The sequence below is a fragment of the Actinomadura graeca genome (genome assembly GCF_019175365.1).
GTDB classification, from domain to species: domain Bacteria; phylum Actinomycetota; class Actinomycetes; order Streptosporangiales; family Streptosporangiaceae; genus Spirillospora; species Spirillospora graeca.
The window spans coordinates 6201046-6213720 of record NZ_CP059572.1; the positions used below are offsets into that span (position 1 = coordinate 6201046).

The 12675-nt window shown below is 72.1% G+C and carries 11 protein-coding genes; 7 read left to right on the top strand and 4 right to left on the bottom strand.

Going from position 1 to position 12675, the window contains the following annotated elements; all coding sequences use genetic code 11:
• Positions 1 to 32 precede the first annotated feature (32 nt).
• From AGRA3207_RS27500 to AGRA3207_RS27510, 3 genes are all read right to left on the bottom strand, one after another.
• Positions 33 to 983 carry a TNT domain-containing protein gene (locus AGRA3207_RS27500; protein WP_231329895.1) on the bottom strand — a complete coding sequence of 317 codons (951 nt, stop codon included), beginning with the start codon at positions 981 to 983 and terminating at the stop codon, positions 33 to 35.
• 204 nt (positions 984 to 1187) lie between these two features.
• Complete coding sequence (locus tag AGRA3207_RS27505) at positions 1188 to 1493, bottom strand: pore-forming ESAT-6 family protein (protein ID WP_231329896.1); 306 nt, start codon at positions 1491 to 1493, stop codon at positions 1188 to 1190.
• Between the two features lie 61 nt (positions 1494 to 1554).
• Positions 1555 to 1890 carry a hypothetical protein gene (locus AGRA3207_RS27510; RefSeq protein WP_231329897.1) on the bottom strand — a complete coding sequence of 112 codons (336 nt, stop codon included), beginning with the start codon at positions 1888 to 1890 and terminating at the stop codon, positions 1555 to 1557.
• Between the two features lie 259 nt (positions 1891 to 2149).
• On the opposite strand from AGRA3207_RS27510, the gene AGRA3207_RS27515 reads away from it, so the two are divergent.
• From AGRA3207_RS27515 to AGRA3207_RS27545, 7 genes are all read left to right on the top strand, one after another.
• Positions 2150 to 2443, top strand: coding sequence for a hypothetical protein (locus tag AGRA3207_RS27515; RefSeq protein WP_231329898.1), 294 nt, complete (start codon positions 2150 to 2152; stop codon positions 2441 to 2443).
• Positions 2440 to 2793 (top strand): DUF6507 family protein, encoded by a 354-nt coding sequence (locus AGRA3207_RS27520; RefSeq protein ID WP_231329899.1) that lies wholly within the window; start codon positions 2440 to 2442, stop codon positions 2791 to 2793. Before AGRA3207_RS27515 ends, AGRA3207_RS27520 begins: the two co-directional genes overlap by 4 nt.
• A gap of 93 nt (positions 2794 to 2886) precedes the next feature.
• Positions 2887 to 5340 carry an ICP22 family protein gene (locus AGRA3207_RS27525; protein WP_231329900.1) on the top strand — a complete coding sequence of 818 codons (2454 nt, stop codon included), beginning with the start codon at positions 2887 to 2889 and terminating at the stop codon, positions 5338 to 5340.
• 53 nt (positions 5341 to 5393) lie between these two features.
• Positions 5394 to 6002 carry a hypothetical protein gene (locus tag AGRA3207_RS27530; protein ID WP_231329901.1) on the top strand — a complete coding sequence of 203 codons (609 nt, stop codon included), beginning with the start codon at positions 5394 to 5396 and terminating at the stop codon, positions 6000 to 6002.
• Positions 6003 to 6407: 405 nt separating this feature from the next.
• Positions 6408 to 7337 (top strand): hypothetical protein, encoded by a 930-nt coding sequence (locus tag AGRA3207_RS27535; protein ID WP_231329902.1) that lies wholly within the window; start codon positions 6408 to 6410, stop codon positions 7335 to 7337.
• 29 nt (positions 7338 to 7366) lie between these two features.
• Positions 7367 to 10549, top strand: coding sequence for an AfsR/SARP family transcriptional regulator (locus AGRA3207_RS27540; protein ID WP_231329903.1), 3183 nt, complete (start codon positions 7367 to 7369; stop codon positions 10547 to 10549).
• Between the two features lie 10 nt (positions 10550 to 10559).
• Positions 10560 to 11825, top strand: coding sequence for an alpha/beta fold hydrolase (locus AGRA3207_RS27545; RefSeq protein WP_231329904.1), 1266 nt, complete (start codon positions 10560 to 10562; stop codon positions 11823 to 11825).
• Here AGRA3207_RS27545 and AGRA3207_RS27550 read toward each other — a convergent pair.
• Positions 11822 to 12652: an SAM-dependent methyltransferase gene (locus AGRA3207_RS27550; protein ID WP_231329905.1), complete on the bottom strand. Its 831-nt coding sequence runs from the start codon at positions 12650 to 12652 to the stop codon at positions 11822 to 11824. The genes AGRA3207_RS27545 and AGRA3207_RS27550 overlap by 4 nt on opposite strands.
• Positions 12653 to 12675 lie beyond the last annotated feature (23 nt).

The following is a 12675-nucleotide window of genomic DNA, read 5'->3' on the forward strand; positions in this document are numbered from 1 at the left end:
ACGGACGGCTTGCCTTCGAGGACATCCCGGGTCTACCCCGGCACGGCCGTGCCGGAGACCCGCTCAAGGTAGCCGTTGCGCATCAGCCACCGGACCGTCGGCAGCGCGGGCGGACGCGGGAACAGCCCGGCGTTCACGGTGAACCGGACGCCGCCGCCCGGGCTGCGCGGCGCCGCGGCGGAGATCGACGCGGTGACCAGGAAAGGCTTGACCACCCGGTACCGCAGGTACCCCGGCGGGGCCCCGGGGACCGCGCCGGCGCGCGCCGCCGGAGGAAGGCCGCGCTGCGCGAACGGCATGCCGAACGGGAACAGCACCGACCCGCTCTCCTGGCCGAACTGGTCCACGAACCGTCCCTGGGGCAGCGGGTAGGCGACCGCCGCGCCGCCCCCGAGGTTGATCTTGGCGCGGGCGTCGGCCGCGAGCGCCGTCCCCTGCCGCAGGGCCTCCTGCTCGCCCTGAGGGGTGAGGACGTGCGGGGGCGTCTCCTTGACGGCCAGCTCCCCGTACAGCCACCGGCACGCCTCGTCCTCGGTGGGGAACTGCGCGGCGACGCGGCCCTGCTCGAACTCGACGATCCCGCCGGTGAACTGGTCCGCGCCCCGCGCGACCACGTAGTAGCTGGACGCCCGCCGGGCGGGAGGCCGGGGCTGCCCCGGCAGGACGTACAGCGTGCTCGGGACACCGGCCTGCGTCAGCGCGGCACGCAGCCGCGCGAAGGTGACCTGGCTCCCCACCCAGTCGGCCGGCACCTGCGCCGCGGCGCCCTCCGGGACGGCCCCCTGCTGCGACTGCCGCGCCTGCTCCCGCTTCTGCTCCTGGAGCCGCGACCGCAGGAACGACCAGCCGACCGTCCCCGCGCACAGCACCGCCGCCAGGCACAGCCCGGCGACGATCTTCCCGACGTTCTCGTCGAAGCTGCGGCGCGTCCGCTGCGGCCCGAACAGCAGCGCGTCCCGGAGCCGCCGGCGCCGCACCGCCACCGACTCCAGCAGCTGGGTGTCGTAGTCGCGTGCCAGGGCGTGTCCCCTCCGCCTTCGTCCCGTTCGCCCCTCGCCGGGGTGTCACCGCCCGCCCTCGGCGGCGTGCGGCGAAGGGACGCGCTCGCCGCGCGTCCCCGTCACCCCGTGGTTCCGCCTGGTCAGCCCGTGGTTCCGCCTGGTGACCCCGTGGTTCCGCCCGCGGCGTCAGATCGCCTGGACGGCGGCGCCCGCCTTGCCCAGCGCCGTCTGCGCGTGCTCGTCGTTGCTCTCCAGCGTCGCCTTGACCAGCCGGATGATCTCACGCACCTCGTTGGCGGCCGTGTGCCACTTGATCTCCTTGGCGCGGTACTCCTCGTCCACGCCGGTGGCCTGGAAGTCGGCCAGGGCGGTCTTGACGTCGGTGTCGCGCGTGCCGATCAGCGCCTCCAGGCGGGACACGATCGCCTGGATGTTGGCCTGGGCCTCACCGGAGGCGCCGGTGTCGTAGCTGCGGCGGCCGTTGGCTCCCACGTTGCTGTCCCCTTCGTCTCAGTTCAGGCGGTTCGTCGCAATTAAGGCGGATAGCCGCGGTTCAGGTGGTCCGGAACTTGGCGCCGTCGAAGTTGGCCGCGGCCATCATCCGCCCCGCCTCGTCGGCCATCTGCTGGTCACCGGTCGCGAATGCCTTCTCCATGCCGATCTGGCCGACGTTGACCCTGGTGAGGCCGGCCTTCAGATCGGCGGTGATCTGGTCCGACCGGGCCTTGAAACTGTCGAAGGCGGCCTTGCCCGCGCCGTTGAACTTGCCCGACAGCGGCTCCGCGGCCGCGATCAGCTGCTTGACGAGCCCGGCGAGCTCCTCGCCCGATGTCCCGGTGTTCTTGGCCAGGGTGACCAGTGTTTCCTGCCCGTGGTCCCAACGTCCCATCGTGTCCACCTGCCAGTCGGGTCGTGACGTCTCCGCGCGCCGATGAAAGGGGTCTTCGACGATAGTTCGTCCGGATCCCCCGCGCCACCGTCATCGAAGACCGATGTCTCCTCAGAGTAGGACTTCGGAAAGGCGTCCGTGGTTCCCCGGCGGCAGATCGGCCTGAGTTTCGAAAGTGACTTTACAGAGGTCATCCCGAGTGGTCACCATTGGACGATCGGCTAGGGCAGGCCGGACCCCCCGGAGCAGTGAAGAGGCCATGAAGTTCGAGCTGGTGGAGCCCCCCGAAGCGCCCGATCACGAGGTGCGGGACGAGGCGCCCGAGGCCGTCCCCGCCACGGCGGAGGAGGCGATCGCCGGGCTGACCGAGGCCACCGTCCGGTTCAGCGCCGACGTGGCCGCGGAGTCCGAGCGCATCGACGCCTCATTGGCCGAACTCGCGCAGGTCATCCGGGATTCCGGGCACGCTCGGCACGGATTCACGGCCGTCCCGCCAGGCAATTTTCGGCCCGATCGTTTTTCCCCGCCCGAGGAGAAGGAACGCGGCAGATGAGCGTTTACGACATCGACGGCCCGGGGGTGGGATCCGTCGTCGGCAAGGTGGGCGGTTATGTCGCCGGCGAGGGCGGAAAAGGCGACGGCGGCCTGGTCAAACAGCTCTCCGACTTCGGCGACCACGTCGGCGACGCCGGGACCGCCGCGGCCAGCCAGCCGATCGGTGCCGCGCTGAAGGAGTACGTCGAGCACACCAGGCCCGGCCTCAAGGGCATGGTCACCAAGACCGCGAGCTGCATCGAGGGCGCCGTCAAGGCGGTCAAGGCGTACAACCACGCCGACTACGAGATGGTCCAGGAGGCCCAGAGGCAGGCCGCCAACGCGCCGGCTCCGAAGATCGGAAAGTGACGCGGCGCCCGTGATTCATCTCACAGGGGACTCCGCGCCGCCGGGATCGCGGGCGGTCCTTGTGGCCAAGGGACGAGGACGAGGGGTGCGACCTTGAGCGGTGTGATCGATCCGAACGCGATTCCGATCCCCCAGGCCAACGCCGACGAGGTGGACGCCGCCGGCCGCGCCCTGAGGACCGACGGGCAGCGGATCGCGGACACCGGTCACGACATCGACAAGGGCTGGAAGGCGCTCGATCCGTACTACAACGCCCCCGAGGAGGGCCTGCTCCTGAACGCGACCAAGCCGGTCGCGGCCGCCGGCGAGGCGTTCAGGTCCGAGGTGACCACCGTGGGGGACGCGCTCATCACCTTCGCCGGCGAGATCCGTCCCATCATCGGCCGCCTGCAGACCCTCAAGGGCAACGCCCAGTCGTTCCGCAACAAGATCGCGGACGACGACGACTGGCGCAAGGACGAGGACAAGGTCAACGAGCACAACAAGCTCAACAACGACGTCCTCGCGGCGCTCGCCCAGTACCAGGCCGCCGAGCGGGCCTGCGCCAACAAGATCACCGGCATCTTCGGCGGAACCACCTTCGTCCCCGCCGACGGCAAGCCGGGCACCGGCCAGAAGGGGTACGGCCTCGGCAAGGCCCCCACCGACGTCGAGACGCCGTGGGCCAAGCCCCAGGAGCACGACAAGCCCTGGTACGAGGACGCCTGGGGCGCCGTCTGGGACATGGGCAGCGGCCTCGTCACCGGAATCGCCGGCCTCGTGGGCCTGCACGGCGAGAACGGCTGGGTCTGGGAAGGCGACTCCCACTTCTGGTCGAACCTCGGCAACGCCTGGATGGGCAAGCTAGAGGAGATCGGCGGCCTGGTCGGCCTGCACGGCGAGAACGGCTGGGTCTGGGAGAAGGACTCCCACTTCTGGTCGAACCTGGGCCACAACTGGAAGGAAATGGCCCACTCCTTCGTCCCATGGCGGGAATGGGGTGACCGCCCCGGCTACGTCATCACCACGACCGCCATCAACGTCGCCACCATCGGCGTCGGCGCCCTCGTGAAGAAGCTCCTCGGCCGCAGACACGGCGGCGGAGGCGGCGACGACCACGACAGCCGTCCCGGCGACGCCGACGGCGACGGCAAACTCGACGGCGGCACCGAGTCCACGAACACCGATTCCGGCCCGACCACGAAAGAGCTCCAGGACAAGACCAACGAGCTCGACCCCGACTCCGGTGACCTGGACGACCTCCAGAAGTCCCTGGACGACGCCGAGTCCCTCCCCGACCGCGAACCGGCCCAGGTCGGCGGCCGAGAAGAAGGCGACCCCGGGACCCCGGGCGGCGAGAACGACACCGGAACCCCCAAGGGCAACGGCACCCCAGGCGACCGCGACCCCGGAGGCGAGAACACCCCCGGCGGCGAAGGAAAGCCAGACGGCAACGACAACCCCACCGGCAACGAAAAGCCAGAAGGCGACAACACCCCCGGCGGCAACGGCAAGCCGGACGGTGACGGCACCCCGGGCAGCGGCAAGCCGGACGGCGATGACACGCCAGACGGTGACGGCAAGCCCGAGGGCGATGGCACCCCAGAGGGAGACGGGAAGCCAGAGGGCGATGGCACCCCAGAGGGAGACGGAAAACCCGACGGCCAGAACGCCCCCGAAGGTGACGGCAGTCCCAGTAACCCCAACGACCCGCCGAACGACCCGCCGGGTGACGCCGACCCCGACGGAGGAAACGACGAGCCCGACCCCGAGCGGGAGCAGAAGCTCAAGGACGCTGACGATCTCGAAGACTCCCTCCGTAAGGGCGGGCTCTCCTCCGAGGACATCGACCGGCTGCGTGGCGACAACCCGCGCGACGGTGATCAGTGGCAGCGGCTCGCATCTGCGCTCAAGCAGGGTTTCGGGAAGAAGGTCCTCAAGGCGAATCCTGATCTACACACGGATGCGCTGCGGTTCGCGATAGAGGGGGCGGACAATCCGCGCGAGATCGCATACCGTTTCGAGTACTACAAGGCGCGCTTCGACGAGATGATGAAGCAAGTCAAACAAGACCTTCACGACGGCGTTCTCCAGCAGGGGAACAAGAGCAATGCGCAGCATGCCGGCGAGCGTTTCAAGAACATTGATATCCGGGAAGAACTGGAGCTGGATCAAAGGCAGGTACACGAGAGCCGACCGAACCCGGAAAATGCACGTATCGATCCGACCCTTTCAGAGGGCGCTAGGGTGGATGCCGTGCGCAGGCAGGCCGGCCAGATCGGTATGGGGCACGAGACGTCTGCGGCATACCATGCGCGTAAACACTACAGTGAACTTCCACCGGAAGAACGCCATGGCAATTATGTTCGTGATTTCATGGACAGCGCCGAACGTACCGTCCGCGAAGGAAGGATGGTGGAGAGCAAGTTCGTGGATGGTGTGGAGCGCCAACTCTACATACGCAAGGTGGGCAACCGCAGGCTGGAGGCGCTGGTGACAGTACGGCCGGACGGTAGACTTACCATGCCGACTTTCGGTGAACAAAAGATCTATGACGGTGATGTCTAGTGTCTGCTGTCAGAGAAATCCTCGAAGAAGCGTGGCGAGACCGCCTCAGCAGTATGCGCGAGCGTGCGGCCTGGCTCGAGGCGGTGGATCCGGACGGCCAGGACGACGAGGGCAGGGCAGTGATGGAGAGCCTTCTGTCCGTCTATGGTGATCTAGCCCAGTGGGGGTCGGCCGATCCGGGCGAGGCACAAACCCTCCGGGCTCGGGTGCGCCGACCTGAGTTGGTCACCGTCCTGCAGGGGCAGCGTGCGCAGGTGAGCTTGTCCATTTTTGCCAGCGACGGCGAGGAGAACGCGCTGCGGGGTCGTGTCGATCGTTATCGGCAGGCCTGTGAGCACCGGTCCGCGCTCAAGATGCTGATGGACGACTATGACGAGGTCATCGTCGATCAGTTCACACAAGAAGCCGTCGAGGACTTCGACGAGGAACTGCGGGACGTGGCCGACGACGCCACTCCCGTTCACCGGACGCAGATCCCTTCCTGGGCGCCTCGGTCGCACTGGTGGTGGTGGAAGCCCGACCCGATCAAGTTGACAATGCGCGAGTACCGCAGGCGCATATATGCAGGCGATCTTGAGGATGACGAGAGCTCCGCGCCGGGCACGGCTGATTGGCTGAGGTGCGGGGACAAGAAATGTTGGTGCTTCACCGCACCGGGCTGATCCGTGCAGGCAACTGCCACTGAGAGCCGGTACTGCTCATGACGGCGGTGGGCGAAGAACTCGGCGGGACGTGGCGGAAGCGGCTCGACGGGATGCGTGGGCGCGTGGCGTGGCTGGAGACGGTGGATCCCCCTGGTCGGCGTCTTGCGTGGCGATCGCGTGCAGGCCGCGGTGAGTTCCTACGCCGTTAATGGGGAAACGTATGCGCTGGAGGAAGATTCCCTCCTGGGCTGCCCGGACGCATTGGTGGTGGAAGCTCGAACCAATCTTTATGACCATGCGAGAGTGCCTAAGCCGCATTTTGCGGTGTGGGGATGGGGAGTGCTGGTGTTCTGCGGCGCCGGGGTGAGGGGTGCGGGATGCTGGTGCTTTGGTGTGCCGGGTTGAGGACGTGGAGGGGGCGGCATGGCCAGTGAGCGGGATCCTGCGGCCGGGCGGGTTCGTCTTGATCCGGAGGAGATGAACCGGCGGCTTCGGGGGGACGTCGGGGAGATCGAGGCGCTGGGGCGGACCGGGGCGCGGGTCGATGTGGGGCTTGGTGATGCGACCGTGCCGGGGCAGGTGCGGGCGCTGGCGGGGCGCGTCGGGTTCGAGTCGCCGGTGGAGGCGGCCGCGGTGTCGATCCGGCGGATCTCGGAGCTTCCCGCCGCGGAACGGGGGGACGGGGCGCCGTTCAGGCCGTATCACGATGCCGCCGGACGGACGGTCGCCGAGGGCGAGCTGGCGGCGCACACGACCGATGCGGGGACGCGGCGGCTGGTGTTCCGCCGGGAGGCTCCCGTCGCGGCGGGGATCACGGTGACGTTGGAGGCGGCCGTGCGGGTCGCGGCGGACGGCTCGGTGTGGCTGGACTCCTTCGGGTGGCCTGATTCCGACGTTCCGATCTACGTCTTCGGTGGCACCCGTGAGGGGTATCTCGCCGAGGCGATCGCGGAGTTGCGGGCGGAGCAGCCGTTCGACCAGGTCATGCTGTTGGTTTTCGCCACCGGGCTGGGGTTCCCCGAGGGCGGGGACGAGGCGCGGCGGGCGGAGCTGGCCGGGCTCGTCGGCGAGCGCCGCGGGCGGCTGGCCGGTTATGTGTCGCAGGCCGAGAGCTACGCCGCGGCCGCCCGGGCTGGGGCGTTCGGGGCGTGTCTCTACCGGTCGGCGCTCGAAGTCCTCTTCGAGGGTTATCTGGGCAGTGCCGCCTTGTCCCTGGTCGACCAGGAGGAGATGGACGACATCGATGAGGAGCTGCGGGAGGCCCTGCAGGAGGGGGACCCGCTGCCTCCCAGGGCGATACCGCCCGGCACGCCCGCCCATCACTGGTGGTGGGCGCTCGCCGCCGAACTCTGAGGTCCCCGGCCGTCCCGTATCGTGCGGCCATGCGTTTCGGGGTGCTGGGGCCGGTCGCCGTCTGGACCGACGACGGGGGGCTCGTCACGGTGCCCGGGGTGAAGGTGCGGGCGCTGCTGGCGGACCTGCTGCTGCACGAGGGGCGGCCCGTCCCGGCGGACCGGCTGATCGACGACCTGTGGGGCGGGGAGCCGCCGGGGAACCCGGCGGGGGCGCTGTCGGCGAAGGTGTCGCAGCTGCGGCGGGTGCTGGAGGACGCCGAGCCGGGGGCGCGGGCGCTGGTGGTGTCGCGTCCGGCGGGGCATCTGCTGGCGGCCGAGGACGTGGACGCGCGGCGGTTCCAGGCGCTGGTGGACGAGGCGCGCCGGGCCGGGGACGCGCGGGCCAGGGCAAGGCTGCTGGGGGAGGCGCTGGGGCTGTGGCGCGGGGAGGCGTTCGCCGACTTCGCGGACGAGCCGTTCACGCGGGCGGCCGCCGCGCGGCTGGAGGAGCTGCGGTGGACGGCCCTGGAGGAGCACGCGGAGGCGCGTCTCGCGCTGGGCGAGCACGGCGCGCTGGCGGGGGAGCTGGGGGACGCGGTCGCCGCGCGGCCGCTGCGGGAGCGGCTGCGGGCCGCGCATATGCGGGCGCTGTACCGGGCGGGGCGGCAGCACGAGGCGCTGGAGAGCTACGAGCGCGGGCGGGCGCTGCTCGCGGAGGAGCTCGGCCTTGATCCGGGGGCCGGGCTGGTCGCCCTGCATCAGGCGATCCTGACGCAGGATCCGGCTTTGGACGGGCCCCGGTCGAACCTGCCGGTCCCGGCGGGCGAGCTGATCGGGCGGGAGGGGGCGGTGGCCGAGATCCGCGCGCGGCTCGGCGCCGACCGGCTCGTGACGCTGACCGGTCCCGGCGGGGTCGGCAAGACCCGGCTGGCCATCGAGGCGGCGGCGGGGCTCGCGGACGCGTTCGCCGACGGTGTGTGGATGGCCGAGCTTGCCGGGGTGGAGCGCGCGACGGTGCCGGATCTGGCCGAGACGGTGACGGCGATCCTGGACGTCCGGGACCGGCCGGGGGAGCACGGGACGTCCCTCGACCGGCTCGCGGCAGCGCTCGGGGCGCGGCGGCTGCTGCTCGTCCTGGACAACTGCGAGCATGTGATCGACCAGGCGGCGGAGCTGGCGGAGCGGCTGCTGCGGCGGGTCCCGGGGGTGCGGGTGCTCGCGACGAGCCGGGAGCCTCTCGGGCTGCCCGGCGAGGTGGTGTGGGCCGTCCCGCCGCTGGAGGTGCCCGGCCCGGACGACGGGCCGGAGGAGGCGGCGCGGGCGGGCGCGGTGCGGCTGTTCGCGGCGCGGGCGGAGGCGGCGTCGCGGGGGTTCCGGCTGGACGCGGGGACGACCGCGGCGGTCGCGGTGCTGTGCCGCAGGCTCGACGGCATCCCCCTCGCGCTGGAGCTGGCGGCGACGCGGGTCCGGACGCTCGGCGTGGAGGGGCTCGTGACGCGCCTGGACGACCGGTTCCGGGTGCTCGCGGGCGGCCGCCGGGGCGCGCCGCCCCGGCAGCGGACGCTCACCGCGATGATCGACTGGAGCTGGGACCTGCTCACCGGGCCGGAGCGGGCCGTGCTGCGGCGCCTCGCCGTGCACGCGGACGGCTGCGCGGTGGAGTCCGCCGAGGCCGTCTGCGCGGGCGGGGACGTTCCCCCGGCGGAGGTCCTCGACGTGCTCGCGCGGCTGGTCGACCGGTCGCTGGTCGTGATGTCCGAGCGTCCGGGGGAGGGGCCCCGGTACCGGCTGCTGGAGTCGGTCGCCGCGTACGGCGCGGACCGCCTGCGGGAGGCCGGGGAGCACGACAGGACGCGTGACCTGCACGTCCGGTATTACACCGGGCTGGCGGAGCGGGCGGAGCCGCTGTTGCGCGGGCACGACCAGGCGCGGTGGCTGCGGGTCCTGGACGTGGAGACCGCGAACCTGCGGGCGGCGTTCGACGCGGCGGCGGGACGCGGTGACGCGGACTCGGCGCTGCGGATGGCGGGTGCGCTCGGCTGGTACTGGTTCCTGCGGGGACGGCTGTCGGAGGCGCTGCGGTCGCTGGACGCGGCGCTCGCGCAGCACGGCGGCGGATCCTGGCCGAGGGCGCGGGCCGCCGTGTGGCGGGCCGGGCTCGGCGCGCTCGCCGGTGCCGGGACGGACTGGACGGCGCGCCGGGACGCGGCGCTCCGCCTCGCCGACGAGGCCGGTGACGCGGCGCTCGCCGCGTGGGCGCGGTGGTTCCTCTCCTTCGCCGGGTTCGAGATCGACGACGTGGCCGTGGCGGCGGGCGTCCTGGACGAGGCGCTCGCGGCGTTCCGCGCGTCCGGCGACACGTGGGGCGAGGCGGCGGCGCTGATGCTGCGGGCCAAGCAGGCGCATGCGCTCGGCGACCCGGAGTCCCTGGGGCGCGACGCCGAGCGGGCCGGCGCGCTGTTCGGCGACCTCGGCGACCGGTGGGGGCGGGCGCAGGCACTGGAGTGGCTCGGCGGCATGGCGGAGCTGACCGCCGACTACGACCGGGCCGACCGGCTGCACGGCGAGGCGCAGCGGATGGCCGAGGAGCTGCATCTGTGGCCGGACGTCGCCGTCCGGCTGGCGTGGCGCGGGTGGGTCGCGCACCTGCGCGGCGCCCAGGACGAGGCGCGCCGGCTGGCCGGGCGGGCGCTGCGGATCGCCTCCGAGCAGGGGCACGCGCAGGCGGTGACGTTCGCCGAGATCGTCCTCGCGCTGGCGGCGCGCCGGGACGGGCGGCTGGACGAGGCGGAGGAGCGGCTCACCCGGCTGCTCAAGGCCGTCCCGCCGGGGGAGTTCCCGCCGCTGTTCCTGCCGCTGCTCCAGACCGGGCTCGGGCACGTCGCGGAGGCGCGCGGTGACGCGGCGGCGGCGCTGGAGTTCCAGCGCGACGCCTTGGCCACCGCGATCACCCTGGACGCGCCGCGCGACCTGGTGTTCGCCGTCGAGGGCCTGGCGGCGGCGCTGAGCCTGCGGGGCCGCCACGAGCAGGCGGCGGAGCTGCTCGGCAAGGCGGCCGCGATCCGGAAGGCGTCGGGGCTGCGCCCCGGGCCCGCCGAGCAAGACGACATCGGCCGCGTCACCGGGCGGGTCCGCGCGGCGCTGGGCGACGGGGCGTTCGCCGCGGCGGCGGACGCGGGCGCCGCGCTCGACCCCGGCGCGATCCTGGACCGGCTCGATCGCCGATGGTGATAGTGGGGGAATGACGATCACCTTCCGCCGCCCCGGCCTCGTCTGCACCGACCACTTCCTGGACGTCCCGCTCGACCACGCCGCGCCGGACGGGCCGTCCGTCCGCGTCTACGCGCGTGAGGTCGCCGCGGCGGGCAAGGAGGACGCGGATCTGCCGTGGCTGCTGTTCCTCCAGGGCGGCCCCGGCTACAAGGCGAACCGGCCGGGCGCGGGGTCGGGGGCCTGGCTGGACCGGGCGCTCCGCGACTACCGGGTGCTGCTCCTCGACCAGCGCGGCACCGGCCGCAGCACGCCCGCGAACCGGCAGACCCTCCCGTCCGATCCCCAGGAGGCCGCCGCCTGCCTGCGGCACTTCCGCGCCGACTCGATCGTGCGGGACGCCGAGCTGCTGCGCCGCCACCTCGTCGGCGACCGCCCGTGGAGCGTCCTCGGGCAGAGCTTCGGCGGCTTCTGCGCGGTGACGTACCTGTCGTTCGCCCCCGAGGGGCTGAGGGAGGTGTTCATCACCGGCGGCCTGCCCAGCCTCACCGCCACGCCGGACGAGTGGTACCGGGCGTCTTACCGCAGGATCGCGGCGGCGAACGAGCGGTACTTCGCCCGCTACCCCGGTGACCAGGACGTCGCGCGCAGGATCGTCGCGCGCCTGGAGGAGGCCGACGAGCGACTCCCGGGCGGGGAGCGCCTGTCGGCGTGGCGCTTCCAGACCGTCGGCATGGACCTGGGGCACTCGTCCCGTTTCGACGATCTGCACTATCTGCTGGAGGAGGCGTTCCTCCCGGACGGCCGCCTGTCGGACACGTTCCTGCACCAGGTCGGCGACGCGGTGTCGTTCGCCACGCACCCGCTCTACGCGGTCGTCCACGAGGCGTGCCTGGGCAACGGGATGCGGTCCGGCTGGTCGGCGGACCGGGTCCTCGCGGAGTTCCCCCAGTTCGATCCGCACGCCGACCCGTTCCGGTTCCTCGGCGAGACGATCCACCGGCGGCTGTTCGAGGAGGACCCGGCGCTGATCCCGCTGCGCGAGTGCGCGGACCTGATCGCCGAGTCGGAGTGGCCCGCGCTGTACGACGCGGAGCGGCTCGCGGCCACGACCGTCCCGGTGGCAGCCGCCGTCTACCACGACGACATGTACGTCGACCGCGACATGTCGCTGGAGACCGCCGCGGCGATCCGGGGGATCCGCACGTGGGTGACCAGCGAGTACGCGCACAACGGGCTGGCCGCCGACGCCCGGGTGCTGGACCGGCTGATCGCCCTCGTGCGCGGCGAGGTCTAGGGCTTGCGGCCCACCCCGCACAGGGTGGACGTCCGGACGGGCTCGCCGCGCCCGCACGGCTCCGGCCGCCACCGCTCGCAGCGCACGATGCCCGGCGGGACCAGGTCGAACCCGTCGAAGTAGGCGGCGATCTGCTCCGGCGGCCGGAGCCGGTACGGGACGGCGCCGGTGTCGTCGTACTCCTGCTGCGCCAGGTTGTGCGCGTCGTCGGTGTCGGTGTCGTCGTACAGCGCGAGGTAGCCGCCGCGCGGCAGCGCGGCGGCCAGCCGCCGGACGACCCCGAGGGCCTCGCCGTGGTCGCCCAGGTGCCCCAGCACGCCCATCAGCAGCAGGGCGACGGGCTCGCCGAAGTCCAGCTCGGCCGCGGCGAGGCCGAGGATCCCGTCGGGGTCGCGCAGGTCGGCCTCGACGTAGCTGGTGGCGCCCTCGGGGGCGCTGGTGAGCAGCGCCTGCGCGTGGGACAGCACGAGCGGGTCGTTGTCGATGTACACGACGTGCGACTCCGGGGCGACCCGCTGGGCGACCTCATGGGTGTTGTCGGCGGTCGGCAGGCCCGTCCCGCAGTCGAGGAACTGCCGGACGCCGGCCTCGCCCGCCAGGTAGCGGACGGCCCGCGTGAGGAAGGCACGCCCGCCGCGCGCGATGTCGAGGATGCCGGGGTACGCCTCGACGTACCGGTCGCCCGCGGCCCGGTCGACGGGATAATTGTCCTTGCCGCCCAGCCAGTAGTTCCAGATACGCGCCGAATGCGGGACGGTCGTATCGATCACCGGCGAATCGGGCGCTGGAGACTCCTCGGGCACGGGGGGCACCTGCGCTCCTTCCATCGTCCTGTTCCCCCTGTACCCCA

Excerpts from the sequence above, each read along its gene's own strand:
- AGRA3207_RS27510 (WP_231329897.1), bottom strand. The coding sequence starts at position 1,890 with ATGGGACGTTGGGACCACGGGCAGGAAACACTGGTCACCCTGGCCAAG.
- AGRA3207_RS27515 (WP_231329898.1), top strand. The coding sequence starts at position 2,150 with ATGAAGTTCGAGCTGGTGGAGCCCCCCGAAGCGCCCGATCACGAGGTG.
- AGRA3207_RS27520 (WP_231329899.1), top strand. The coding sequence starts at position 2,440 with ATGAGCGTTTACGACATCGACGGCCCGGGGGTGGGATCCGTCGTCGGC.
- AGRA3207_RS27530 (WP_231329901.1), top strand. The coding sequence starts at position 5,394 with ATGCGCGAGCGTGCGGCCTGGCTCGAGGCGGTGGATCCGGACGGCCAG.
- AGRA3207_RS27535 (WP_231329902.1), top strand. The coding sequence starts at position 6,408 with ATGGCCAGTGAGCGGGATCCTGCGGCCGGGCGGGTTCGTCTTGATCCG.
- AGRA3207_RS27540 (WP_231329903.1), top strand. The coding sequence starts at position 7,367 with ATGCGTTTCGGGGTGCTGGGGCCGGTCGCCGTCTGGACCGACGACGGG.
- AGRA3207_RS27545 (WP_231329904.1), top strand. The coding sequence starts at position 10,560 with ATGACGATCACCTTCCGCCGCCCCGGCCTCGTCTGCACCGACCACTTC.
- AGRA3207_RS27550 (WP_231329905.1), bottom strand. The coding sequence starts at position 12,652 with ATGGAAGGAGCGCAGGTGCCCCCCGTGCCCGAGGAGTCTCCAGCGCCC.